The 25,626-nt window shown below is 61.2% G+C and carries 18 protein-coding genes and 1 pseudogene; 15 read left to right on the forward strand and 4 right to left on the reverse strand.

All coding sequences use genetic code 11. The annotated features are described in order from the left end of the window. Nucleotides 1-1,297: 1,297 nt before the first annotated feature. Nucleotides 1,298-2,281 (reverse strand): hypothetical protein, encoded by a 984-nt coding sequence (locus tag K315_RS0101000; RefSeq protein ID WP_029575802.1) that lies wholly within the window; start codon nucleotides 2,279-2,281, stop codon nucleotides 1,298-1,300. 317 nt (nucleotides 2,282-2,598) lie between these two features. Between K315_RS0101000 and K315_RS0101005 the strand changes: the two genes are divergently transcribed. From K315_RS0101005 to K315_RS0101045, 8 genes are all read left to right on the forward strand, one after another. Next, the gene (locus tag K315_RS0101005; RefSeq protein ID WP_029575803.1) at nucleotides 2,599-3,993 is read left to right on the forward strand and encodes an NCS2 family permease; all 1,395 of its coding nucleotides are present in this window, start codon (nucleotides 2,599-2,601) and stop codon (nucleotides 3,991-3,993) included. Nucleotides 3,994-4,500: 507 nt separating this feature from the next. Beyond that, entirely contained in the window at nucleotides 4,501-6,339 is a 1,839-nt protein-coding gene (locus K315_RS0101015; protein ID WP_029575804.1) for a SpaA isopeptide-forming pilin-related protein, read from the forward strand. Between the two features lie 175 nt (nucleotides 6,340-6,514). Then, a complete protein-coding gene (locus K315_RS0101020) occupies nucleotides 6,515-7,624 on the forward strand; it encodes a class C sortase (RefSeq protein WP_081666346.1) in 1,110 nt (369 codons plus the stop codon). A gap of 231 nt (nucleotides 7,625-7,855) precedes the next feature. Further along, nucleotides 7,856-8,377, forward strand: coding sequence for a 50S ribosomal protein L10 (gene rplJ, locus K315_RS0101025; RefSeq protein WP_015451002.1), 522 nt, complete (start codon nucleotides 7,856-7,858; stop codon nucleotides 8,375-8,377). Between the two features lie 112 nt (nucleotides 8,378-8,489). Then, nucleotides 8,490-8,873 (forward strand): 50S ribosomal protein L7/L12, encoded by a 384-nt coding sequence (gene rplL / locus K315_RS0101030; protein WP_015451001.1) that lies wholly within the window; start codon nucleotides 8,490-8,492, stop codon nucleotides 8,871-8,873. A gap of 355 nt (nucleotides 8,874-9,228) precedes the next feature. Then, on the forward strand, nucleotides 9,229-11,268 hold the full coding sequence (locus K315_RS10625) for a variant leucine-rich repeat-containing protein (RefSeq protein ID WP_029575806.1): 2,040 nt from the start codon (nucleotides 9,229-9,231) through the stop codon (nucleotides 11,266-11,268). Nucleotides 11,269-11,275: 7 nt separating this feature from the next. Continuing rightward, entirely contained in the window at nucleotides 11,276-14,890 is a 3,615-nt protein-coding gene (locus K315_RS0101040) for a helicase (protein ID WP_029575807.1), read from the forward strand. Continuing rightward, nucleotides 14,891-15,094 carry a hypothetical protein gene (locus K315_RS0101045; protein WP_029575808.1) on the forward strand — a complete coding sequence of 68 codons (204 nt, stop codon included), beginning with the start codon at nucleotides 14,891-14,893 and terminating at the stop codon, nucleotides 15,092-15,094. 88 nt (nucleotides 15,095-15,182) lie between these two features. Here K315_RS0101045 and K315_RS0101050 read toward each other — a convergent pair whose 3' ends face one another. From K315_RS0101050 to K315_RS09080, 3 genes are all read right to left on the reverse strand, one after another. Further along, nucleotides 15,183-16,049 carry an SAF domain-containing protein gene (locus tag K315_RS0101050; protein WP_029575809.1) on the reverse strand — a complete coding sequence of 289 codons (867 nt, stop codon included), beginning with the start codon at nucleotides 16,047-16,049 and terminating at the stop codon, nucleotides 15,183-15,185. 265 nt (nucleotides 16,050-16,314) lie between these two features. After that, nucleotides 16,315-16,506, reverse strand: coding sequence for an FmdB family zinc ribbon protein (locus K315_RS0101055; RefSeq protein WP_015450996.1), 192 nt, complete (start codon nucleotides 16,504-16,506; stop codon nucleotides 16,315-16,317). Nucleotides 16,507-16,621: 115 nt separating this feature from the next. After that, nucleotides 16,622-17,341: a 5-formyltetrahydrofolate cyclo-ligase gene (locus K315_RS09080; protein ID WP_081666347.1), complete on the reverse strand. Its 720-nt coding sequence runs from the start codon at nucleotides 17,339-17,341 to the stop codon at nucleotides 16,622-16,624. Between the two features lie 140 nt (nucleotides 17,342-17,481). Here K315_RS09080 and K315_RS0101065 point away from each other — a divergent pair, with 140 nt between their 5' ends. From K315_RS0101065 to K315_RS0101095, 7 genes and pseudogenes are all read left to right on the forward strand, one after another. Next, on the forward strand, nucleotides 17,482-18,159 hold the full coding sequence (locus K315_RS0101065; RefSeq protein ID WP_029575810.1) for a GNAT family N-acetyltransferase: 678 nt from the start codon (nucleotides 17,482-17,484) through the stop codon (nucleotides 18,157-18,159). 276 nt (nucleotides 18,160-18,435) lie between these two features. After that, entirely contained in the window at nucleotides 18,436-19,653 is a 1,218-nt protein-coding gene (locus K315_RS0101070) for a hypothetical protein (RefSeq protein ID WP_162142806.1), read from the forward strand. 186 nt (nucleotides 19,654-19,839) lie between these two features. Continuing rightward, nucleotides 19,840-20,133, forward strand: coding sequence for a co-chaperone GroES (gene groES / locus K315_RS0101075; RefSeq protein ID WP_015450992.1), 294 nt, complete (start codon nucleotides 19,840-19,842; stop codon nucleotides 20,131-20,133). Nucleotides 20,134-20,294: 161 nt separating this feature from the next. Next, nucleotides 20,295-21,254 (forward strand): AAA family ATPase, encoded by a 960-nt coding sequence (locus K315_RS0101080; RefSeq protein WP_238556388.1) that lies wholly within the window; start codon nucleotides 20,295-20,297, stop codon nucleotides 21,252-21,254. A gap of 5 nt (nucleotides 21,255-21,259) precedes the next feature. Further along, complete coding sequence (locus K315_RS10320; protein ID WP_152571379.1) at nucleotides 21,260-21,805, forward strand: hypothetical protein; 546 nt, start codon at nucleotides 21,260-21,262, stop codon at nucleotides 21,803-21,805. Beyond that, nucleotides 21,730-21,978 (forward strand): annotated as a pseudogene (locus tag K315_RS10905) (hypothetical protein); the annotation flags it as partial. The gene K315_RS10320 and the pseudogene K315_RS10905, both read left to right, overlap by 76 nt. 194 nt (nucleotides 21,979-22,172) lie before the next feature. Continuing rightward, nucleotides 22,173-25,586 (forward strand): transglutaminase TgpA family protein, encoded by a 3,414-nt coding sequence (locus K315_RS0101095; RefSeq protein WP_029575815.1) that lies wholly within the window; start codon nucleotides 22,173-22,175, stop codon nucleotides 25,584-25,586. The last annotated feature ends 40 nt before the right edge of the window (nucleotides 25,587-25,626 follow it).

The raw sequence follows: 25,626 nt of genomic DNA on the forward strand, positions 1-25,626 counted from the left end.
GCGTATCCGTGGTCGGCTTTCAACCTGCATCTGACTCGGAGCACGTCGTCAGCTGCGCTGTGCCTATACATGGGAGTACATCGCCTATCCCGCCAATCCGTCCTAAATTTCCTTGCCAGGCGTCCTACGCCGGGAGTTTATGCGTGTTCTTCTGTTTCCACCCTGTTCTCCCGCATCGGCGTGGGACTTCTCGCTTGATTTGCGATTGGGAGCGTAAACTCCCGTTGGCGTAATTATGCTCGTGTTGGTATTTCAACGTTTTCTCTGTCACTTTTCCTGTGAATCCGCATGCCCTGGATGATCTCCCGGGAGTTTTGCCCATGTCCTGTGAATCATCCATAAAATCCCGCTCCGGTGCCGCGTGTGCCTGCGAATATCTGTTGTTCTGTGCGTGTCTGTCCCGTGCGGCTGGCATGCCCGCGCCGTCGTGGGACTTCTTGTCCGATTCGCTGATTCACCCGTAAACTCCCGTTGCCGTGATTCCGGTCGTGTTGGTATTTCAACGTTCTTCTTGTCACATCTGTGCCGGATTCGGTTCTTATTCATAAACTCCCGGGAGTTCTGTCACCCTTCCGCGGATTTGGCGAAACACGTCCGCCCGCGTCCGCCTGCGTCTCGCCGCATCAGCCTGTGTTCCCGTCCACGCTGTCGCCGTCATGCGCGCCGGCATTCAGCAGCGCGAGGATCTCGTTCTGATCCAAGGTAATATGATACGAGCCATCGGCCCCTCCTTTGTATTGTTTGAACGCGTGCAACCAGGAAAAGGCCCATGGCCTTTCCATTCTTGGAAATCCTGCTACATCACAGTACGGGAATCATCCCCGTGCTGTAATGGGTGTGACAGATTTGCAGTTCGGTCTCTGGCCCTACTGCAACGCTTGTTCCGGTCGTGTCGTGTTACGAGGTATTCTCTTGTCGCATCTGTGCCGAATTTCGTCTTGGCAATCAAACTCCCGGGAGTTTAGTCGCTGTTCCGCGGATTTGCCATAAACTCCCGCTGCCCTCATTGAGGGCGTGTTGGTATTCCAACGTTTTCTTTGTCACATGAGTGGCAAAACGCGTCCTTGCTCTTAAACTCCCGGGAGTTCAGCCACCATTGTGCGAATCTGCAAGAACTCCCGGGAGGTCGGCACTAGTTTGGCGAATCCGCCCGGGAGTCCCGCTAGTGTCTGTCACTGTCTTCGCTCGACTGCCTGCGTCTCTTTGATTTTTCTCCTCCCGTGCAGCCATTGTTGCCGCGCAACAGCAACATTCGCATCTACTGCGGATTCTGCCCCCGCGCTTGATTGCTTCTCCTTCACAACGGCTTCGCAATGGGTCGGAATCCGGACGTGACGCCGCGCTGGCTGAGCACCCGCGCTACATTGAGCGCAAAGTGCGCCCGGGCGTCAACAGTGTTGATGGTATCCGCGTCAATGGTGAAAATGTGCCACCCGTTCTGTTGCAAACGATTGCGTTTTTCGTGGTCGTTGCGCCATTGCCTTCGATCGGTGCGGTGGTGGTCTCCGTCATATTCGATGCCGACTTGTGCCTCAGACCATGCAAGATCTAGCGTATACGGCACTCCTGAATTGAAGGTCAGAAGATTGACTACAAGATTACAATCGGGTCGGGGCAACCCATGTTGGATCAGCGCAAGTCGTACTCGTGTCTCTTGCATGGACATCGATCCGCAAGCAATATATTGCGCGGCTTGGATGCATGCCTTTTTTCCGTGGTACCGTTCCGTGCGGCTGACGAATCTACGGATGGTCTCGACTACTGTAGATTGAACTGGAATCTGATGTTGCGCAGTCTGCGATTGTAACTCCGCTTGTGTGGCGCGCAGTTGCTGCGTCAACTCTTTGCTGAGGGGAGTATTGTTCTTTGCCAGGGTTGTGGCTACTGCATCACCGATGATGATGAGTTCTTCAAGCGTGCGCTGTGTGGCCAGTTGGGCCCACGAGTGGAGCAGATCAAGCGTGCGCAGCCCGCTATGGTGCCGGATCACTGATTCCTGAGTCCCGATGTGCCATCGGTGTTCTCTGATTCCCATGCATCGTGCGCGCGGCATACCGGGCAGACTGGTCGCGTCAAGGAGATTCAGCGTCTCGTCGGGATGTCGAAGTACTGGGATGCATTGAAGTTCCAGAGATGTTGCCGCTGCGAAGATGAGTTGCGTGCCGGCGTTGTTCGGTAGTGACAGACATTGTTGTTGTGCGGCGATACTTCGCGCCTGCAGTTGCTCGTGGAAGCCCTGGGCTTTCGGAGCTGGGTTCGGGGATCGCTGGATAATATTCATGATGATGTTCCTGTTGTGATGTTCGTTCCCGGATTCTTGCAGATGCAATACATGTGCATATTACGAATGCGCTGCCGGCCGGGTCCACCACGCCGGGCAAATGTGGTCGGAAGATGCCCCCGCATCTCCATGACTTCTCCACATGCTATCGTGGGCATGTCCGATGGGTCGGCGGCGCCACAACGCGGTTCGCCCATCGCGTGAACCTTGCCGTCGGCCGCATGGCCGGCGACCGGGCGAGTCGCAGTAACCTCAGCACGGCGCCCATCCGCCGCGCGCAAACCAAGAATCCAAGAATCAAGGAGAGAGCAGAACCCATGGAGAAGTTCTTCCATCTCAAGGAGAACGGCACCACGGTATCCACCGAGATCACCGCAGGCCTGACCACGTTCTTCGCGATGTCGTACATCATCGTCGTCAACCCGCAGATCCTGAGCCAGACGGGTATGCCGTGGGGCGGCGTGTTCCTCGCCACCATCATCGCCGCAATCATCGGCACGCTGGTCATGGGCCTGTTCGCCAATGTCCCGTACGCGCAGGCCGCCGGCATGGGTCTGAACGCGTTCTTCACGTATACGGTGTGCTTCGGGCTGAAGTTCACGTGGCAGGAGACCTTGTGCATGGTGTTCCTGTGCGGCCTGATTAACATCATCATCACAGTTACCAAGATCCGCAAGATGATCATCCAGGCGATTCCTGAGGTGTTGCAGCACGCGATTGGCGGCGGCATCGGCCTGTTCGTCGCGTATGTCGGCATGCTCAATGTCGGCTTCATCACCTTCACCCCGAAGGATACGAAGTCCGCCGGCAAGGGTCTGGCAACCGCCGCGACCCCGGGCCTGGCCACGCTGAACAACCCGACGCTGTGGCTGTTCCTCATCGGCTTGCTGCTGGCCATCGTGTTCACGGTGACCAAGGTGAAGGCCGGCCTGCTGCTGACCATCATCATCACCACGATTATCGGCATCCCGATGGGCCTTACCACGATGTCGAATTCCGTGTCGATTGGCGAGACCTTCTCCCAGCTGCCGACCACGTTCGGCGCGATCTTCAGCGCCAAGGGCTTCCCGGCACTGTTCTCCGACCCGGCGCGTATCCCGCTGGTGCTGGTGACGATTTTCGCGTTCTCGATGTCCGATACCTTCGACACGCTGGGCACCTTCATCGGTACGGGACGCCGCAGCGGCATCTTCTCCGACGAGGATGAGAAGGCTCTGGAGAACGGTTCCGGCTTCAGCTCGAAGATGGATCGCGCGCTGTTCGCCGATTCCATCGCCACGTCAATCGGCGCGATTCTCGGCACCTCGAACACGACGACTTATGTGGAGTCCGCGGCTGGTATCGGCGCCGGCGGCCGCACGGGCCTGACGTCGGTTGTGGTAGCGATCTGCTTCGCCCTGTCCGCATTCCTGTCCCCGGTGATTTCCGCTGTCCCGTCCGCCGCGACGGCCGGCGTGCTGGTGATTGTCGGCTGCATGATGGCCGCAAGCCTGAAGGAAATCGCATGGGACAACATCGATGACGCGATTCCGGCGCTGTTCGCCGCCGTGTTCATGGCGTTCTCCTACTCGATCTCGTACGGCATCGCCGGCGGTTTCATCACGTACTGCATCGTGAAGACCTGCAAGGGCAAGGCGAAGGAGGTTCATCCGGTGATCTGGGTGGTCTCTGCGCTGTTCATCCTTGATTTCGTCTGCATGGCGGTGCTGTGACCGGGCTATGACCGGTGTTGTGACGGTCTGCTGTCCGGCAGCGCTGTTGGCCTTGCGGCCGATGACGTGCCTCGGCGGCGTAGACCGGCCGCATGAGGCATGATTTCAATCAGCGGGGTCGTCACATTGGTGGCGGCCTCGCTGTCGTATATTACGCCCGCGGAATTTTCGCAGCTCGTCCTGCTTGGCCTGTCTCGGCAGCTGTTTGGCAAATGTGCCGTTGATTGGAGTGAGTGGCCCCAACGGAAGTGACGACAATTAGTATATCTGAGCCCGCTATTGCGGCTGTGCTATGGATGTCTCGACACGGCTTGAATCGCGGAAGGCACAATCGGCAATGATATTGCTAGAATGACGCAGGACTTTTCCGGCTGTTGAGAGTGTATGGCTGGGAGGGGCGGGTGTACCGGTGCCCGTGCGAACGACTACTATTCAGGAGAATCATAAAGAGCTCAATCAAGAGATTCCTCTCGGGTGTGTTAGCCGCGGCCATCGTGATGGGGAGGTATGGCACTCGGTGTAGTCAGCGCCCAAGCTGCCGATGATACCGACGGCACCATCACGGTCACCGCAAGCAACGGTACTGCCAGCCATACGTTGGCCGCGTACAAGATTGCCGCGTACAACAGCGGTATGTATCAGGCGGCTTCAGGCGGCACGCTAGATAAGACGACCTTCAACTACATTGTCGATTCTAAGGATGGGGATGCCATCGAGAGCGCTCTTCTTTCGGCCGGCATCAGCGAAAACGCATCGGGTACGCTCACCAAGGCTCAGGAAGGGCTCAAGAAGCTGTCGGGGGATGATTCTTCGGGAAACCCGAACACGTATGGCTACCAAGCCGGTACGAACACACGCAATTCAAGTGAACGCAAGTTCGCCGATGCGCTGGCAGAGAAGATTTCCAACACTGATACCGCTACGGAGTGGACACCGTCCTACAGCGCGCCGGTGCCCGCCGTCACGGGTACCAATACGTTCAGCGCAACACTGCCCGAAGACCTGTATCTGATTCTTGACTCGTATGCTGGTTCAGCGAACAGCACCCAGTCGGTTCCGATGATTGTCGGCACGACTTTCGCCAATACTGCGATCACTGATGCCGGGAACGTCGGCACGGTGACGCTCAAGCACACGACAGCCCCCATCACCAAGGAGGTCGTGACAGATGAAAACGGTACGGCCCCGAACAACGATCCGTCCTACAACACCACGGACACCGTGTATTCCAAGCTGACCACGAAGATCCCAAACTATGACGGCTATGCTTCGGACCCGACGCTCAACAATAAGAACGCAATTCGCCAGCTCAGCATCGTCGACACCTTCGAAGCGGGCAAGTTCACCGATCAGAAGGTCGTGTCCGTGTATGACACCACGAAGAACCAAAAGCTGACCCTCAACTCCGACTTCACCACCAAGGCCGAGTCGACCACCAGCTCTGCCACTGATCTCAACAAGCTGACCATTGATTTCGAGCGGTTGGTCAACAAAGCGCAGGCGAATACTACGAAAAACCTCGGTCAGGCATGGGACGGCTGGGAGAGCGGGGACACCATCACCGTGATCGTCTCCGGCAAGCTGTTTACCGCCGCCACGACCACCACCAAGGGTTCCACCGCCGGCACCGGCGCGGATACGCAGGGCAACAACAACACCGTACAGCTGACGTATTCGAACAACCCGTCAGACACCTCGAAGGTGAACACTGTTCAAGGCCCGATCGTGAACGTGTACACCCACGAGTTCACCATCCACAAGGTCGATGCCGCAGGCAGCAATCTGCAAGGCGCGACCTTCCAAGTGTCCACCGGAAGCACTCAGCTCAAGTTCACCAAAGACACTGACGGTGCCTATGTCGTCGATAATGACAGCTCAACAGCGACCACCGACCTGGTCTCCGGCAGCGACGGCCTGATCAAGGTCAAGGGTCTCAAGGCCAGCAAGGATGGTGTGACTTATACCGTCAAGGAAACCAAGGTGCCTGATACATACCTCCAGGCGGTTGCACCGACCTACAAGGTCACGCTCAAGGACCAGTTCGACAATGACGGCACCAATCCTGCCAGATCTGGTGCCGCCACTGAAGCCGGCGATGATTGGCTGACTGATTTGTCATACACCTACGACACCACCCAAGACGTGTACAAGCTGGTGACCGCGAGCACAAGCGGCACGAGCGCGCCAACCGGCGACACCGCGACCGTCAAGAACGTGGCCTCCATCACCCAGCTGCCGAAAACCGGTGCCGCCGGCATCGCGATGTTCACCATCATCGGCGTGGCGGTGATCGCCGTGGCTGCACTGTTCGCGGTGCGGGCGCGTAAGGCGTCGCAACGCGCCTGATGCGGTAGACGCCATGGCCGCGCTACGGTATGGCGTCCGCCACATCGGCACATGGTGCTATTGACAGGCCCCGTCCCCGGGCCGATCCGCTCGGACCGGCCCGGGGACGGGGCCTGTCATGACTGATCGAAGGCGGTCATCGGTTCAACTCCGCAGGCCGAGGCAAGGAGGTCCCATGGCGAATCGAGCCAAGCATACGCATGTGGTCTCATCGGCCCAGCAGTCCCTGCCTGTGCAACACGCCGAATCAGTCCAGTCTGCTCAGTCTGACAGGCCTGACCGTCCCCATGGGTTTGTTGCCAACGCCTCTACCATGCAGGAGATCTTCACTGCCGAAGACCAACAGCGATTGCGCAAAGCCCGGTCGGCACAACGTCAGGCTCAGGTGTTCACGGCTCTCGCCATCGTCTGTGCCATCGTCGGCTGCGCGATCATCGGATATCCATACGTCTTGCAGTTCATCGATCATCAACGCCAGGCGCGGCTCGCGGCTGAAGTCGTCAACCAGGTGGACGGGTGGCCGTATCCGAAAGCCAAGGAAGCCCTCGCGGCCGCACGGGCGTATAACAAGCAGCTCGCTGAGGGCGGGCAGGGCGATATCGGCGAGGAAACGGACCCCTTCACCACGAATGCCGGGCAGTCCACCACCAACGATGCCAGCGATTCAGCCTCGGCCAGGGATGCCACCTATATGGGTCTGCTCAACGCCTCGAACGACGGCATCATGGGCTCAATCGTCATTCCGCAGATCTCGGTGGATCTGCCGATTTACCACGGTACGAGCGCCAGTTCGCTCGCCCGCGGATCCGGCCACCTGTACGGCACGTCGCTTCCGGTCGGTGGCAAGAACACCCATGCCGTGCTCACCGGGCACCGTGGCATGGTCAACGCGCTCATGTTCACGCGCATCGACGAGCTCAACAAAGGCGACGACTTCTACATCAAGGTCATGGGGGAGACGCTCGCCTACCAAGTGGACTCGATCACCGTGATCCTGCCGACCGAAGGCGACCGGTATCTGCGCATCAGACCCGGCGAGGACCGCGTGACGCTCATGACCTGCACGCCGTACGGTGTCAACACGCATCGCCTGCTGGTTTCCGGGCATCGAGTGCGGATGCCGGTCCCGGCGCCATACCCGCAGGATGCGCGCGGAGATGCCCGCGTTCTGGCGGTGATTATCGGATTCGTGGCACTTGCCGTGACCTTGGCCGGCTGGACGGTGCTGCACCGCCGGTTCCGCTGGATGCTCATGCGCCATGCCGCCGACCGCCATGGCTTCTGACGCGACACGCCGGTAGCCAGCAAGTCCGCGTCGTCGCGTATGCTAACCATTCGTAAACCACAGACCGTTGGTGTGACCGCAAGGTCGCCGAAATTGGTTCGCCAAGCCATCGCAGGTTGAACAGAAAGCCGCTGAGGCGGCGAGTGTGCTCTGCCTGTGTGCAGGGCTTTTTTATTGCCCGGTTTGGTGGGTCGGTTCCGAACGTCAACGGTTGACTTAGGAAGGAACGCCATGAAGAGGCCCGAAAAGGAAGCGGTGATTGCTGAGCTTACGGACAAATTCCGTAACGCTGACGCGATTTACCTGACCGAGTACCGCGGGCTTACCGTTCCGCAGATCTCTGAGCTGCGCGAAAAGCTAGGCCGCGATACTTCCTACGCTGTGGCTAAGAACACGCTGGCTCGCATCGCCGCAAAGGAAGCCGGTATCGAGGGGCTCGATGAGCTGCTCGCCGGCCCGACCGCCATCACCTTCGTGAATGGCGACGCCATTGCCGGTGCGAAGGTCCTGCGTGACTTCGCCAAGAAGAACAAGGCTCTTATCGTCAAGGGCGGTTTCTACGACGGAACCGTGTACGACGCCGAGGGCACAAAGCAGCTGGCAGACCTCAAGTCTCGTCCGGAGCTGCTTTCCGAGATGGCCGGCGCAATCAAGGGCACCATGTCCAAGGCTGCGTACCTGTTCACCGCATTGCCGACCAAGGCCGTGCGCACCATCGACGCTCTGCGCGAGAAGCAGGAAAAGGCTGCCTGATTTCGCGTGGGCTCGCCCGTTACGATATCGGTATCTCAACAACAAAAAAACATGTAGGCCGCGGGACACCAACCCAAAACCAACCTGCTGCCATGATTGAAAGGAAGCCATTATGGCTAAGCTCAGCAATGAAGAGCTCTTGGATGCGTTCAAGGAAATGACCCTCGTCGAGCTCTCTGAGTTCGTGAAGGCCTTCGAGGATGAGTTCGACGTCAAGGCTGCCGCTCCGGCCGCTGCTGTCGTCGCTGCCGCTCCGGCTGCTGGCGATTCCGCTGAGGAAGAGAAGACCGAGTTCGACGTCGTCCTGACCTCCGCTGGCGACAAGAAGATCCAGGTCATCAAGGCTGTCAAGGCCATCACCAACCTCGGCCTGGCTGACGCCAAGAAGCTCGTGGACGAGGCTCCGAAGCCGGTTCTCGAGAAGGCCAAGAAGGAAGACGCCGAGAAGGCCAAGAAGCAGCTCGAAGAGGCTGGCGCTACCGTCGAGCTCAAGTAATGATCGCGGCTTGAGCCGCACCATTTCGCTTGAGTTTTTTGAGCGCAACGACCCCGTATCGTCCATTGGGCGGTCGGGGTCGTTCTTTTTGTGTCTTGGGTGTTGCATCCACCTGAATCGCATCCGGCGGAATCACACCGAGCGGTCCCCGTCCACCCCTCTCAAACTGTCTACGCTGGATGGTTGTCAGCGTAGCCAGTTTGTGGGTGATTGCAACCTGATGGCGTCCGGAAACGACACGTCATTGCGTGGAACTTGTCAATACCTGCCAAGGCTATGAGCGATAATAGGGAGAACATGGCACAATGGCAGGTAGTGTGCAATTGCGTGTACCAGGCGAAAGGAAGGCCGCAAGGTGACTGAGCAGCGATCCGGGCAGCAGTGGATCATCAAGGTCAATGGCGCCGAACAGATGGATGTAAAGCCGGGGGAGAGCATTGAAATCGGCCGTAAACCGTTACGCCCGCTTGCCGATGACGGCAATCGAAGGCTTGAAGTCCCCGACAGCGAACGCTCCATGTCCAAACGCCATGCCTTGTTCACGGTGCATGAGGACGGTTCCGCGGACGTGCGTGATCTCAACTCCACGAACGGTTCGTATATGATCCGCGAGAACGGCGAACTGACGCGGCTGCAGCCCGGTGTGGAATGCGAGCTGAAATATTCGCCGATTCGCCTGCAATTCGGTGATATTCCCGTCGATTTCATCCGTGTGGACGCGCAGGAGCGGGTCGAGCCCAAGGTGACGGACCTGTTCTCCTATGCCCCTGGTGACGCGAAGCAGGAGCCCGATCCGTCTGATATGTCCTTGGACGACATCCTCAATCTGCGCGCCGGTGAGCCGACTGCGATGTTCAGTTCGCAGAATGTCGCCGACCGCCTGCGTGAGTTGCGCGACGCCTCGCTGCACGTGCCGAAGCTCGCCGGCACAGAGCCGGAGCAGCCCGTGGACGAGAACGTGTCGGATAATCAGCTTCAGGCCCAGCCGGGGCAAGAAACAGTGCAGGAGCAAGCGTCCCCCGCCGGGCATACGGTTTCCGGCGCGGATGCCGCTCAGCGCGATTCCGCTTCTCGCCAGTCCGCCTCCGGTGCGATGCCTATGCAGCGCGAGACTTCGCTGGCGCGTGCGTTCGGCGCGCAGCCCATCCTGCCTGATCCCGTGGTCACCGTCACTCAGCAACGTCAGTTCGCCGAACAGCATCCGCTCGAAGAGCTGCCGTTGACCGTGCAGCCGGGAGGCATGAACGAGCCCGGACCGCGTGATCTGTTCGCCGATGCCGAGAAACGCAGCAAGCAGGAAAATCAAGCCAAGCAGCAGCCGTCTGAGTCGGATGCCGGTTCGTCGGCATCGGGTCAGGACGGAGCTGAGGCTGTCGTCGGCCAGCGTCAGGCCGAGAACACGACCGCCCAAGGCGATTCCGCAGACAACATGCCCACCGACATCGCCAATGGCGGCTCTGTTGCACCTGATCAGAGCGAAGCCCCCGCCTCGAACCCGTCCAAGCCGGATGTGGTGTCAGTGCATGATTTGTTCAGCGCACAGCGAGTCCATGAGGTACAGGCGGCGCGTGCCGCGAGCGACCGTGATGCACAGCGCCAGCCGGTCAATGCGCAACAACCGACCACTGAGGATCAGCCGGTCAATCAATCAGCCGATGAATCTTTGGCTGATAAGTCCCCGGCCCATGAATCCCCGGCATCTGCCGTACAAGCCCCTTCAGAGCAGATTGTGCAAGCCGGTCCTGGTCCCGTGGCGGCGCAGCAGCCTGCTCAGGCTGCGCAACAGCCCACCCAACAGGCGCCGCGTGTGACCTTCACACCGATGGAAGCTTCCGCTTCGCAGGCATCTGCAACCGCGCAAGCCGTTCCAGCCGCTCAGTATGCTCCAGCCGCGCAAGGCACACAAGCTGCCCAGCCCGCGCAGGCCGTTCCGGTCATGCAGGCTACGCAACCCGTTCAATCCGCACCGCAGCAGGCATCGCAGACCGCTGAGTCGCAGGATTACAGCCGTTTCGCTCGTCCCGCCGCAGAGCAGCCCGCAGCCCAGCAGCCGGGTATGCAACAGCCGCAGGTATCTGCCGATCCGCAACAGAACTTCAAGCCGGTATTCGAGCCGGGGTCGGTGTTCGAGCGTGTCTCCCGCGGCGATTTTGACAAGCAGGAGCAGATGGTGGAGGTCGGCGGATACACCTCGCAGCAGGCGAAGACCACCAGTGATTACACCGTCCAGTTCCAGATCGCGCGGCACGCCCAGCTGCTGCCGTTCCTTGCGATGAACCCCTCGCTGTACGATGACCTGTACACGTGGCTTGCGGCGCAGGGCAACGCCGATGTCGACGCGGCGCTTTCACGCAATCAGGGCTATCAGGAATACCGCAAAGCGGTAGGGAAGTGAGTCGAAGGTGAGTGAATCCATCCAGTCTGAGGAAGCACTCAGGCGTATGCGTCATTGGCGTGACGACTATCGCAACGCCTTGGCGCCGTCTCCGCTTGAGGATATCGGTCAGCTGTCGGCGCAGCTTGATTTGACGCACGCGCATCCTTCAGGTATCGCCCAGCTGTTCGCCAGCGGCAAGGCGCCGCTTGATTCCCTGTTCCGTGACGCCGGCATGCTCCGGGCTGCCGGACGTCGTCTGGAACGCGTCTACGAGGACCAGACCACGAAAAGCCGGCTCAGCGGAGTCGCCGAACTGTCCATGGTCGTCGGCGTGGCAACATGGTCCGGAAAATCCGTCCCGGTGCTGCTGTACCCGGTCGATGTGACGCGTAAGCCGGGCGGCGGCGAAACCGACGCAACCATCAGCTTCACGGGTCGCGGCCGGCTCAACCCCTCGTTCGTGACCGCCCTGCATGATCAAGGCGTCAACCTCGACGAAGACGAGCTGTTCGACGGCTCCAACTACCCCAACGGCACCCCGGAGACTTCCGCAGTGTTCGCCGCTATTGAACGGGAGGCCCGCAAGGCGTTCACCGATTTCAACATTGATCGGTACATCATCGTCGGCTGCTTCATGGATCCGAGCGCGCAGATTCTGCTGGAAAGCCAGCGGATCATCGACACCTTGCGCCATGGGGCCAGCGGCAACACCATTCTTGACGCGCTTGCCGGCTTGCCTCAGGCGCTTCACGACATCGAAGCCGATAAAATCCCCGAATTCAGCCCGTTCGACGGCGATCCGCATGCCGAATTCGAAATCGGCGATGTGGACAACACCGTGCGGTATGCGGCCAATCTCGCCGCAGCCGGACACTCCATCATCGTGGATAGTGAGGTCGGCAGCGGCACTGCCGCCCAAGCCGCGGCCATCGCCTCGCGGTGCGTGATGAACGGCAAATCCGTGCTCTACGTCCCATGCGTGGCCGAGCAGAAGCGCCGCTTCACCCGGCTTATGGGTGCCAACAGCATGGGCGATATGGTTCTTGACATCGCCGACGAGCAGGGAAACACCGCCATCGACAAGCAGCTGATCGCCGCGGTGGGCTACCGCGCAGGCAACGCGGCAAGCCGTTTCGACCAGCTGTCCGACGAGCTGGTGGGCGTGCGCTCGCGGTTGACCCGGTATCTGGGCGACCTGCACGGCGTCAACGAGCGTTGGGGTGTCTCGGCATACCACACCATCCAGAACCTCGCGAGCATCGCGACATTGCCGACCCACCCGGCGACCCACGTGCGGCTGAGTCAATCCGCCGCTCGCACCCTCAACGGGCATATGGACGAGTGGGCGCACAAGCTCACCACCGCCGGCGAACTCGGCGAATTCACAATCGGCCCGGACGATACCGCTTGGTATCAGGCGTCCTTGACAACCGAAGACCAGGCTGTCGACGCGTATCAGCGGGTTGTCGACGTCATGCAGAAACTGCTGCCCGCCACCCGCGAGCAAGTGGCGACCACCGTGCAGACCTGCGGATTCCCTGTGCCTACGACAGCGCAGGAGTGGGGACGTCAGGTGACGGTGTTGAAGAATCTGCGCCGCGTGCTTGACGTGTTCCAGCCGGAGATCTTCGAACGCGACATCGACGCGATGATTGAGGCGAGCAAATCCAAGCAGCAACGCAAGGCCGAAGGCTCCAATCTGGGCTTCTGGGAACGTCGCCGCCTCGTCAAGGAAGCCAAGAGCCTGCTGCGTGTCGGCGCCCAGGTTGAGAACTTGCATGACGCACTTGTCGTGGTTGCCAAGCAATCCGAGCAATGGCATCTGTTCGTGCCTCACGGCGGCTGGCCGGTGCTCCCGCCGAAGCTGGACACGATTCTGGAAACCCAGGACGCTCTGATGCGCGACATCACTTCCCTCGATGCGGTGCTGGCCACCACGCCGAAGGGCGGCAACCTGGAATCGCTTGATTTCAACACGCTTGAGGAACGGCTCAAGGCGCTGTACAACGACCACATGGCATTGGACACCCTGCCCGGCCGGTGCCGTCTCGAACAGGACTTCCGCTCCGTCGGGTTGGATGAGCTGGTCGACGATTTGCGGGCGCGCCACGTTCCTGTGGAAGCGGTTGAAGGCGAGCTTCAGCTGTCGTGGTGGACGACCGTGTTCGAGGACATCGTCAAGGAATCCGCCATCATCTCGAATCAGGACGGGTCCGCGCTGCAGACAGCCGCCGATCGGTTCGCACAGGTCGATATCGAGCATGTGCGCTCGATCGGCCCGATGATTCACCAGGAATCCATCCGCAAGCTGTGCGATCTGCTGTTCTCGAAAACGCAGGAGGCAAACCAGCTGCACACTGTGCTCGCGGGCGGGCAGAACACCCCGTTCAACCGTGTGCTGCACGACCACCCGCAGATTATGGCGCTCGCCAAGCCGGTGCTTATGGGTACGCCGTCCACGCTCGCGGCGCTGACCGATCCCGCCCCGCTCGCCGATGTGGTGATTATCGACGCCGCAGCTCATCTGCCGGCGATCGAACTGCTCACCATCGTCTGCCGCGCCCGTCAGGTGGTGCTCATCGCGCATTGTGCAACAGTAACTTCCCCGAGCGTGAAAGCCTTGATCGGCATCCTGCCGCATGTTTCGGTACGCTCCCGCCTGACGCGGCGTTCCCCGCAGCTGTCGGTATTCCTGCGCAAGGAAGGCTACGGCGAGATTCGCCATGCCGCGCCGACGGAAAGTATGCAGGGCACGGTTCGACTGCACCGGATCGAAGGCACGGGCGTACCGGTCATCTCTTCCGGACTCGTAGAAAGCAGTCAGCAGGAGATTTCCACGGTCACTAAGCTGATTTGCGACCGTGCCGGGTCATTCACCGTGGTGCCCGTTGACTACATGCTCACCGTCGTGACGCTGACTGAAGCGTTCCGTTCCCGTTTGGGCGCAGAACTCAAGTCCTTGGCGACCAAGGACAAGGCGATGGGGCGGTTCCTCAGGCATGTCCGGCTGATTGGCATCGACGAAGTCGCCGGGGCACAAACCACCGACGCCATCGTTTCGATGTGCTATGCGAAAACCACGCACGGCAGGCTATTGCAGCAGTTCGGCCCGCTTGAAGGCAAAGGCGGCAAGGGCATGCTGCTTGACGCGCTCGCGCTCGCCGACCGCAATCTTGATATCGTCTCCTCCTTCGGTCCTGAGGATCTGGATGATGAGCGTCTTCACCAGCCTGGCCCGCAGCTGCTCAAGCGATTGTTGCAGTGGGCGGAAACGCTGGATTCCGGTGCGTTGCGTCCGCAGCCTGCGTCGGCCGGCGACAATGTCCTGTTCAACGATTTGGCGGACCGTATTCGCGCCCGCGGGCTGGACGTTGCCGTGGATTACGGCTTCTCCGATGGCATGCGCATTCCGCTGGTCATCGGTGTCAAAGGCAAGCCATACGCGCTGGCCGTACTCACCGATGACGCCCAGTTCATGGGCATCCAGTCCACGCGTACCCGCCACCGCCTGCTTCCGCAGGAGTTGGCTCAGCTTGGGTGGTCGGTGATGACGGTATGGAGCGTCGCCGCATTCGTCAACCCCGATAAGGAGGTTGACCGCATGGTCGCCCGTATCGGCACGCTGTACCGGGAGGCGTGAATGCCTTCGTATGATGCGCACCGTCGCACGCCTCGCCGTCATCATCGTGTCACGATGAAGGGCGCTGAACGCTTCGATGCTAATGGCGTCAAGCTGGAGCCTTCCGACGTGCAGACGCGCGAACAGCGCGATGCCGACGACGATCAGCGTATTCTCGGCGAATTGCCGCCGCACTGGGCCGTGTTCAACGAGCGCGGCCGGTAATTCGCCGATTCGCCGGTCGCATCGCCGGGTTTCACGCGCGCCTGGGAGTTGCCGCTTGGGCGCTGCCTTGGGTGCTGTGTGTCGGTTGTCACTGAGCGCCCTGATCCGAAGCCGATTGCGCTGCACGTCGCGCCGCGATGACCGGCAGACCATCCGGCAAACGCATAAGCGCGAGCGCCTCTTCGGGACGCATAGCGATGGCCGTCTTGCTGTCGGTGCCGGGCGTGACGCCGTCCGAAGAGTCCGAAGGGACGGTGATGACGGTGGCTTCTTGTGCAATCACACACGGTTGGCCGGGCTGGCTGTCAGTTCCCGCTGACGCATCCGCGGGCGGATACTCCTCGGGGGTTTGCGAAGGTGCTTGAGTTTGCGGTTGTTGGGCTTGTGGTTGTTGGGCTTGCTGCCCGTCGTCGGTTCCGGCGTTTTCTGCAGTCGAAGATGAAGCCGAATACACAATCGCATCGCAGGATTGGCCGACAATCAGGTCGACCGTATCGCCCGCAACCATACTGTCGGGTTGACTGGCCAGCGGTGTTTCGACGACCGTGGAGCCTTCCGGTGGTATAGGACGGCCGCGGATATGCGATGCCAGAATGAGTGTGCCGGCTGGCATATCGACGAGCGCGATTGACGATTCAACCTGAGCTGGTGTCGCCGGAGCCTGGGCGAACGAGGCATGCGCGGGCACGCTGGTGGTAGCCAGTTGCGTGGCGTGAATCCGTTCCCCGCGGCTGACGTGTGCGGTGGTGACGAGCATCGGCTGGGTGCGCACCGTCGCCATCACACATTGGAGCACGCTGAACATCGCCAGCCCTGCGAGTAGCGCGCTTGTCAGTCGTCGCGTCCGGGCAATCAACCGCCGTCGGGCAAGACTCATCCCGCGTCGGTGCTTGCGTTTGGTGGCGTCACCGGATTTGACAGAGGCGGCTGCGAATGTGGTCTGTGATGATTCCATGTCACCATCCGACCATGCCCCGACGCGGCTGCGCAACCGCTGCCGGAGAATGTGGTCAAAAGTCGCGGATTATTGATTACTCCGTCTGATGGCGTCTGGATTTCGGCTCATCATCGCCTCCACTGATGCCGGCGCGGAAACCACGTCCGCCTGAGCCGCTGCGCCTGCCGGTATCGTCGGATACGGCAACGCCCCCGCTGGATTGTCCGCGGGGGCGCCACATGATTGATTTCGCCGGAACCTGACGGTTCAGGACTCAAGGCGGCTACTTCGATGAGCTGCCGCTGTCGGTGCGATAGAAGCCACTGCCCTTGAACTCAATGGACGGCGCGGCATAGACCTTGCGCACACGCTCCTGTCCGCACTGCGGGCATACGGTGATCGGGGCGTCGCTGAACGACTGCTGTTCGGTGAAATCATAGCCACAGTTCTTGCAACGGTAATGATAGGTTGGCACGGTGTTCCCTCCACGAGAATCGACAGGTCGGTACGTTTCGTAATCCGTACATATCCTAGTCGATTCGGCGACACTCATGGTGTTCTCGTATTGCGAACCGGGATAAGCACGCGAATCAGTCAAATATCGTCAGGCTTTCCGGGGTGAGGATACCGCCGACCGGCACGTCATGCGGGTCGCGCGGCAGGTCGTGCACGTTTGCCTCCCACGGCCAGCACACGCCGATGATGGTGGCCTGGGGGGAGGCGTGCAGCAGCGCCCGGTCATACCATCCCGCGCCGCGTCCCAGCCGCAAGCCGTGCGAATCGATTGCGAACGCCGGAACAAGAATGAGTTCGGCTTGCCTGAGGCTGTCCGACGCAAGGGCAGGACCTGAGGGTTCGCGTGGACGCAAGCCGCCGGAAGCGCTGCGCGGCATGTCGTGGAGCCGTTCAAGAGCGTCCAGTTCGCTCCATGCGCAGACCAGTTCTTTGCTCGATCCAAGTCGGGGGACCAGCACCCGCCTCCCTTGGCTGAGCAGGCGTTCGAGCACTCCGTCAATCGGAGGCTCCGTGCCCATGGATACGTACGCGGCGACGGTTGTTCCGCGGGCAAGCGGCGAGACCAGCGGTTCGGCTTGACAGGCGAGCGAGGCACGCGCATCGGCGAAGGCTTGGGCGCTCAGCGTTGCTCGACGTTGCAGGGCTTGATGTCTTGCCGCGCGTTTCGCCTGTGCGCGCGCTGCTGCTAGGTTCGCGGCGGGCATTGCGGAGTCCGGCGTCGCATTCGGCCCAGTAGTTGTCGGTATGGCAGCGGTTGTCGCCGCCGATGCGTGGCCGCTCTGTGTGGTGGTCATACCTAACGGATATCACAACGCGTGGAGACGGCGGTTCATCCCCGAATCGTACGAAGAAACGGCATGATGATGTCTCTGGATGATCTCGCAAGATGATTTGACGCGGTGCTGTGGCGCGACGGTGTGGCACAATGAAACCGATGTCTGTTCTGCAATCATTCCGCGGCATCATGCACGGCAGACCGCCGCGCGAATTCGTGATGCCGAAGTCCTTGACCGCTCCGGCCGATGCCACGCCGATTGAACTGCGGCCCTGCACGCTTGACGATGAGGATGAGCTGCAAACCTTGCGCTGGCGTAACCAGGCATGGCTGTCCCCGTGGGATTCCGACGATCCGCTTGGCGGCCCGGGTCTGACCTTCAACCAGTGGGTGTGCGAATTGCGCAGGCGGGAACGCGACGGTTCGGGCGCGCTGTTCCTGATCACAGAACACGGGCGTATTGTCGGGCAGGTGTCGCTGGGCGCCATCACGTATGGCGCGATGCGTACCGGTCTGGTGGGGTATTGGGTTGATGAGGCGGTTGCCGGGCGGGGTATCGCACCGCTTGCGGTCGCCATTCTGGCGGATTGGGCCTTTGATTGCCCGGACGGACCGCGGCTGCATCGCATTGAAATCGCGATTATTCCGGACAATCATCGTTCCCGTCGCGTGACGGAGAAGCTGGGCGCCATCGATGAGGGGGTGCGGCGGCAGTACATGCATGTCAACGGCTGTTGGCGCGATCACGAATCGTATGTGTTGTTCGCACAGGAGCATCCCTCTGACGGTCTCGCTGCAGCGTTCGCCGCGCGTGGTCAGGTGCCGCCATCTGCCTGATGTGTGGCTGCACGACACGCCCCGGGGCTGTGCTGCTATTTTCAGCTTGGTCACCTATTCTAGGTGATTATGGATTATGAAGGTGTCAGCGCTATTGTTGTGCTTGCGGTGCTGATACTTTTTATCGCCGGATGGCTGCCCACAAGGACAGCTGACAGCATGAAGCGGGTGATCAGGCGCCGCCAGGACAAATATTCGCCGTCGCTGCATCTGATTGATGAGCACAGCGGTACGAGGTTTTCGGACGGTCATTCGCCGGTGACGAAAGGGGCTGTGATGCGGCCAGCACAGGCAAAGGGGACGCGGGTGTCCCATGAGCATATCGCCGAGGTCCGTCGTCTGCGTAGGGCGTCGATCCGCCGTCGTCGCGGCATCGCATGTGCGTTGTTGCTGGCTTGCGTTGTCGTGGGTGTGCTGTCGTATTTGTTGCATTTCTCCCCGTTATATGTGTTGATTCCGGCTGGATTCCTGGTATTGACGATTGCTCTGGGAGCGCGGGCGAGCCGCCATGCGCGTGCGTGGGAGACCAAGGTATCCAAGCTGTTGGCGCAGGAGCGTCGCGAGCGCACGCGTTCCGGAAAACCGCAGGCCGCAGCAGCGGAACATGTCGCGGCAGCCAAGGCTGTCGATGGTGTGTCGGGCAGCGCGTCCGAAGGTATTGAGGCCGCGGAGCATTCCGCCCCGGCGCCAGCCGATCAAGCGCCGGTCGATCAGACACCGGAAGCCCAGGCGGATGCCGTGGAGACATCGCTGATGGAACAGCAAGAGATTCATCGCGCAGTTGAACAGGGCATGGCCGAACGCGACCGCAGGTTGGCGCGCAGGGCGTTCCGTCAGTCCGTAGACGCTGAAACTGGTCCGGAAACCGGTTCCCATGACCGCAAGGATGCCGCAGGGCAAGGCGGGCAACAGCACGCTGATGCCGGGGCGGTGCGCGATATCCAGGGCGCTCGCGGAGCGAACGGGCGAGATGATGCTGATGCCGCCGCGCAAGCCGCGACCGACGATACGAACGCGCGTAACACGCAATCTGCGGCACCTGCCGAGCCGGCTACCGCCGAGCATGGCGAATCCGCCGGGCCTGCCGAACCCGGTGCGCGCAATGAGCAGGCTGAAAAATCTGAGCCTGCCGACCAGACGCTTGAACTCAGCCAAGTGAGTCCTGCATCTTCGCTGGACGTGTTCGACATGGCTGCCGGGCGTCATCAGGACCTCATCTCCTTCTCGTGGGGCGCACCGCGTAACATCGAAGAACATGCGGAACAGGATGCCCCGGAAAGCTTGGAAATCAAGTCAACCCGGCAAGTCGCCAAAGCGGTTCCGGTCAAGGAACATGCGCATGAGCATACACAGGGCAAGCACGGCGACACGCCGGTGAACAACGCGGAAACCTTCCATCATGCCGAATCGAACGCGCATGTGGATGTGCCCGAGGAAACGACCGATTCGTTGGGTCACGATTTGCGCGCCGTGCTGCAGCGCCGCTCTTCTTGACTCCTGTAATCGTTGTGATTCCTAGGGTTTCACTCTCAGCGTTAGCACTCGAGTTGGCAGAGTGCTAACAACGCGCTACGATGAGGTGTAGCGCAAAGGGACGGCGCCGATAGTGATCGTCAGCCTCTTGAAAGCGATGTCCCGGCGCGGGAAGTATCGATTTCTCTTAGAAAGAGGAGGTCCACAGTGTCGATCTCACTCACACCGTTGGAAGACAAGATCATTGTCAAGCAGGCGGAAGCCGAAACCAAGACCGCTTCGGGCCTGTTCATCCCGGACAACGCCAAGGAGAAGCCGCAGCAGGGTGAAGTTCTGGCTGTCGGCCCCGGCCGTCGCGACGATAAGGGCGAGCGCATCCCGATGGACGTCAAGGTCGGCGATAAGGTGCTGTACTCCAAGTACGGCGGCACCGAAGTGCACTATCAGGGTGAGGATTATCTGATTGTCTCCGCCCGCGACGTGCTCGCAATCCTGAACTGACGTTCCGCGTCTTGTAAGGCCTCGGCTTATGCCGGGGCCTTTTTGTTTGCCCGGCCAGATCCGACGCGACACGCGGCGTGGACCGGGCGGTAAGATGGCTTTGGTCGTGCGTTCCGACATGACATCTGCTACGAGGCAGGGGACAGCATATGGTCACTTCGATGGGAACCTCACAGGCGCGGGACGTGTTGCATGCCGTGGCCGACGCGTTGAACGCGGTGCTTGCATGCCCGCGTGAGACGGTGGAAACGACGGTTCTGACCTTCGCTGCCGGCGGTCACGTGCTGCTCGAAGATGTTCCGGGAGTCGGTAAAACCACGTTGGCGAGGGCTCTGGCTACGGCAATCGGCGGGACGGTACGGCGGATCCAGTTCACTCCGGATTTGCTGCCGGGCGATTTGCTCGGCATGAACGTCTATTCGCACGCCACGGAGTCCTTTGCGTTCCATCCTGGCCCGATTTTCGCCAATATCGTGATCGCCGACGAAATCAACCGTGCCGATCCGAAAGTGCAGTCCGCACTGTTGGAGGCGATGGGCGAGGGGCAGGTGTCTGTGGACGGGCAGACGCATCATCTGGAGCAGCCGTTCATCGTTGTCGCCACGCAGAACCCGATTGAACTTGAAGGAACCTATCCGCTGCCTGAGGCACAACTCGACCGGTTCATGATCCGCATGGGCTTCGGGTACCCGGTTGTTGGGACGGAGGAGCGGATGGTGATGTCGGATCATGCGTCCAGACCGCTTGAAGGATTGCATCGTGTCGCGGAACTCGACCAGATGCAGGCGATACGCGATACCTGCGCCGTGGTGAAGATTTCGCAGCCGGTGGCCCATTACCTGGTGTCATTGACGGCCGCCACCCGCACGATGGAGGGCGTATCCTACGGCGTGTCGCCTCGTGGCAGTCTGCAGCTCGCCGCTCTGTCCCGGGCGAAGGCGCTGTATGAGGACAGGGATTTCGTACTTCCTGACGATGTGCAGCAGGCGGCGCCGTTCGCGTTGCCGCACCGGTTGGTGCTGGAGAACGCCGGATACGGTACCGCGCCGACCGGTCTGGCGCGTCAGCTGGTGGAATCGCTGATTGAGCGCACCCCGGTCCCGCGGTCGTCTGACAGGTGAATCATATGACCGACGAATCGTCAGCTGGCGGCAAGCCCGCCCGCCACGCATCCAGCCAAGCTCGCTTGCGCAGGGCAGGGGTGCCGTGGAGAATGCGCCGCGGGTGCGTCCGCCCAGGTGCCGCGGGGCTGGTGGCCGGTCTGGCGATTGTGGCGTTGTGGCTTGCCGCGTTGACCTTCGACGCCCGTGTGCTGGTAGCCGCAGCCATCGCGTGGACAGCGGTGTGGCTGATATCCGGGTGCTGGGGTGTTGTGCAATCGGTTGCAGTACGGCGTATTCAGCCTGGACGGCCGGTCGGGCCGGATACAGCCGTGGACACGGCCGCGGGAACGAAACGGATTCCCCGCTGGCGTCGGCTCTGCCAGGCGGTGATGCTGCCGCGTGATATCCGCACCGTCGGCACGTACATCCGGCTCAATCCGGAGGAGTATGTCGGCAGTGTCCCGATCAGCGTGGATGGTATCGGCGTGTCGGCATGGTATTGTCGTGGCGTGAACCGCTCGGTCTGTTTGTTGTGCGTACGGTCATCCCCGATGATGCGGAACTGGTGATTCTTCCTGAACCGGGGCCCGTCAACGTGACTGCCGGCGAACCTGCGTCAGGTGCGCATGGCGGGGGACGGGCGACCTTCGGATTTGCGGGTTTGCGTGAATATGAGCCCGGCGACCCCGTACGCAGCATCGCGTGGAAACGTAGTGCCAGTGCGGGCCGTCTCGTGGTCAAACGCGCCCCGCGCAGCATGGTGCATGCGGTCATGCTCGTATGTGATATGGCCTCCTGTACTACCGACGCCCAGGTTGATGCCGTCGCCTACGCCGCGATGAGCCGGTATGCCGGTCTGTGTGCCGGCTTGGAACGGCACGGCGGCAAGCTGATTGTCACGACGGACAGGCAGTCGCCACATCCTCAGGCCAGGCCATGCGGCTTATCGCCTCGTTGCATGCCGGAGGGGATGCCGACCATATGGCTGCAACCGTGTGCAATGCCGCTTCTGCGCAACATATGCCGGTCAGCGTGGTCGTCATCACGGCAAGCGCATCAAGCACGGCAAGCGGCGTAAACACGGCGAACGGCACCAACGCCGCAACAGCCCAAGGAAGCTGGCTCGTCGCAAGTCTGCGTGCCGCCGGGCAGCCAAATGTGCAAACGGTGCCGGTCCAGAGCGACCACGCCTCGTACCGGTTGCGCTCGCATGAGATGGATGACAGTGAGGATGATGCCGTCGAGGGCAGTGAACCCCTGAGCGGTCGGGCATCCGCGCGCAGACACATCCGTCGGGTCGGTGCGTGGCTGCCCGCCGCCCACGAATCCGGACCGAACCACGACCACACGTCTGCCGGGCAATCCGGCCGACGCCGGTGGGTTGCAACACAAGCTGTAGGACTGCTTCTGCGGACTACAATCGTGGCGCTCACCATGGAACTGAGCGTGCGGTGGGCGCTGATGCTGGTCCAAGGGAAGGGGTTGTGGTGGCCGGTATTTTCGCGAATTGGCGTCGCAGCGCTCGCCGTCACCTCGCAGATTCCGACACCGCGGCGGTTCAAGCGCAGGCGGTTGATGGCAGTGATTCAGGGCATCGCATTCGTCCTTGCAGCCCTTGTGACAGGGGTCGTCACTGCAGGGCTACGGTTGCGTGAAACCCTCGGATTCCTGCCGTGGCATCCCGTCTACACGCAAGTGTCCGCAGGCGGGGAGCAGACCGTCGTGCACGTCCCGCTCACCCAGGCCTGGGGAAGATTCGCGACAACGATTGCATCAGGTTTCGAACAGTTGTATGCGCAAGTGCCGCCGCTGAATATGGGCGCGGCGTCGGATGCCGCCGTCATCATCGCTGTCGTCGGGGTGATGCTGGTTGTCCGGCTGCTTGCCGGCATTCCCGCTGCAATCCCGTGGATGGGCATCCTCCCCGTTGTCGTGGGTGCGGCGGCGAATGTGTCGATGCTGCAGGAAGTGCCGTGGGTGGGGGTGCTGCTACTGGCGGCATCGCTCGCCTTGGCGTGGTGGTCGATCCGTCCGCGCGCCGCATCCCCGGTCATGCCGTGTGTCGTATCGGTGATGACGATGGCCTTGGTGACGTCTTGCACGTCGACGGGGCTTGCGTTCGCGCGGTCCGTCCCGCTCACCTTCGACGCGGGCAACGGCATGTTCAGTTCCACGACCATCAATCCGATGATCGACCTCAAACGCTCCCTGACGGTGGGCTCCTCGGCGACCGCCTTGACCTACCAGTCCAACAGGGCACGATACCTGCGTATGGCCACGCTTGATGATTTTGACGGCGATACGTGGAATTTCGATGCCACATTGTCGGCGAGTGCGAATCTGTATCGTCGCAGCTCCTCCACTGCATTCGTCAACTTGCAATCCGATGTGGACAAAGCCGCCTCCAAGCTTGCCGCGTCCTCAGGTGGATACTCGTCCGCAGCTCAGCCGTTGGCCACATATCTGACGTATGACAACGGGTCGCTTGATTCCGCGAACATCGCGGACAGCTGGCTCGGTATCAAAATCGCTGAAACCGATGTCACCATCGACAAGCTCAGTACGCGTCTGCTGCCGGTCGGCGGCCTGCCGCTCGACTATTCCGGAGTCAGCGGCGACTGGACCGACAACTCCTCGGGCGGCATCACGTCGCGGAACGCCACCACGACACGGGGGCAATCCTATACGACGACGGGCATCTATTTAGATCCGATCACCTCGTCCTTGGGCTTCCAACAAATCGACACCATTGAGAAAGCCGTGTTGACCTTGCGTGACACCGGGCATCTGACCGTGCCGGATGCCGCCACGGCCAATGCGGAACGCGCACGATGGGTGTCCTCGGGGGCCGCGCAACGCGCCGGTGATCTGCTGCTCATTCCCGTCGCGAGCAGCGACGGCATCCTGACCGTCGCGAATTCCGACACTTTCGACGGAGCGCTCGCCTACGAATGGTCGAAAAACGGGTACAGCGGCGATGCGAATTCCAACGACCCGGGAAGTGCCAGTATGTACACGCTGAGCACGTCGTTCGCCAATGCCATAGGTTTCAATCCGAACAAAGACAGTGCCGTGCTCGTGCGTGATTCGTGCAGCGGGACCTGGATGCTTGCGCTCCCCGCCACCGTGGGTGCAGCTGATTTCTCGGACGCCGATGCTGTCACGTCACTGTTCGCCAAGGCGGGGATGACCGTGTCGTCAGTGATATCGGTAGCGTTGGAAAGCGGGCTGGTCGACGGATCTGACCCGTTCGCTCGCATCGATGCTCTCGACAAAGCCGTGCTCGCCCGCTACCGGTCACTTCCGGCGAAGCTGCCGTCCGGCGTCAAGGCGGTGATCCCCCAAGCGAAGGCCGATGGCATACCATCCGAGGGATCCACCTTCAACGAGCAGGAACAGGCGTTGCAATATCTGGTCAGGTATTTCTCCTCGAACGGCTTCACCTATTCCCTGGACGTGCCGGGCGATGAAACCGGCGACGACAGCAATATCGCGATGGTCGGCAGCTTCCTCAAGCGCAAAAGCGGCTACTGTGCGCATTATGCGAGCGCATTCGCCATCCTCGGGCGAGCGCTCGGGGTACCCACACGCATGGTGCTCGGCTACAGCACGAGCGGGGTGGTGGATGAGAACGGGTCGTACAGCGTCAGCGCGAAACAGCTGCACGCTTGGGATGAAGCCTACCCGTCGGGGGTTGGCTGGGTCCCGTTCGATGTGACCCCAGCGGCATCCGAGGAATCGTCCGATGCCGGCCAAAGCCCCTCTTCGGCTGCGTCGTCGTCGAGCCCGTCGGAGTCGTCCTCGCCTTCAGCTTCACAGTCCGCTTCGCCGTCGGCTTCCGCCTCGGCGTCGTCATCGGGCTCCATTGGCGGGCCCAGCTCCCGGACGCAGGGTCGCGATGGCGCTTCTCAGACGGGCTTACCGGTCCGCCAGTGGATGGTGTTCCTAGTGGCTGTCGCGGGGTTGGGGGCGCTGCGCTGCGTCCCGATGGGCATACGTTCGCGCAGGAGACGTCGCTGGTTACGGGCGTTCGATCGTGCGGCGTGTGGGGGAGCGGACGACGACACGCCGGTCCGGTCCGCGTGGATTGGCGCGTGGCGCGAGCTTCAGGACACCGCTTGGGATTGTGGGGCGCGATGGCCTGCAACGGCCACGGATCGGGATATCGCCGATGTCGTAGGGGCCGCGCTCGCCTGCGAGGCGGCCGGAAAGGTCGCCGGTCGGGCAGCAGCGTGCGTATTTGGGCACGGTGATGTTCCAGCGCCGTCGCTCAAGGATGCCGCCGATGTGCGCGCAGCTGTGGAAGGCCGCCGCCGGTTCATGCCCATGTCGCTGTTCCGTCGGCGGTGAAGACGTCTGAAGCGACACGCCGCGGGGCTGATGTCCGCAT

The organism is Bifidobacterium thermacidophilum subsp. thermacidophilum DSM 15837 (assembly GCF_000426425.1).
Lineage (GTDB): Bacteria > Actinomycetota > Actinomycetes > Actinomycetales > Bifidobacteriaceae > Bifidobacterium > Bifidobacterium thermacidophilum.

Coding starts and splice junctions, on each gene's coding strand:
- K315_RS0101000 (WP_029575802.1), bottom strand. CDS start 2,281: ATGAATATTATCCAGCGATCCCCGAACCCAGCTCCGAAAGCCCAGGGC.
- K315_RS0101005 (WP_029575803.1), top strand. CDS start 2,599: ATGGAGAAGTTCTTCCATCTCAAGGAGAACGGCACCACGGTATCCACC.
- K315_RS0101015 (WP_029575804.1), top strand. CDS start 4,501: ATGGCACTCGGTGTAGTCAGCGCCCAAGCTGCCGATGATACCGACGGC.
- K315_RS0101020 (WP_081666346.1), top strand. CDS start 6,515: ATGGCGAATCGAGCCAAGCATACGCATGTGGTCTCATCGGCCCAGCAG.
- rplJ (WP_015451002.1), top strand. CDS start 7,856: ATGAAGAGGCCCGAAAAGGAAGCGGTGATTGCTGAGCTTACGGACAAA.
- rplL (WP_015451001.1), top strand. CDS start 8,490: ATGGCTAAGCTCAGCAATGAAGAGCTCTTGGATGCGTTCAAGGAAATG.
- K315_RS0101045 (WP_029575808.1), top strand. CDS start 14,891: ATGCCTTCGTATGATGCGCACCGTCGCACGCCTCGCCGTCATCATCGT.
- K315_RS0101050 (WP_029575809.1), bottom strand. CDS start 16,049: ATGGAATCATCACAGACCACATTCGCAGCCGCCTCTGTCAAATCCGGT.
- K315_RS09080 (WP_081666347.1), bottom strand. CDS start 17,341: ATGACCACCACACAGAGCGGCCACGCATCGGCGGCGACAACCGCTGCC.
- K315_RS0101065 (WP_029575810.1), top strand. CDS start 17,482: ATGTCTGTTCTGCAATCATTCCGCGGCATCATGCACGGCAGACCGCCG.
- K315_RS0101070 (WP_162142806.1), top strand. CDS start 18,436: ATGCGGCCAGCACAGGCAAAGGGGACGCGGGTGTCCCATGAGCATATC.
- K315_RS0101080 (WP_238556388.1), top strand. CDS start 20,295: ATGGGAACCTCACAGGCGCGGGACGTGTTGCATGCCGTGGCCGACGCG.
- K315_RS10320 (WP_152571379.1), top strand. CDS start 21,260: ATGACCGACGAATCGTCAGCTGGCGGCAAGCCCGCCCGCCACGCATCC.
- K315_RS0101095 (WP_029575815.1), top strand. CDS start 22,173: ATGCGGCTTATCGCCTCGTTGCATGCCGGAGGGGATGCCGACCATATG.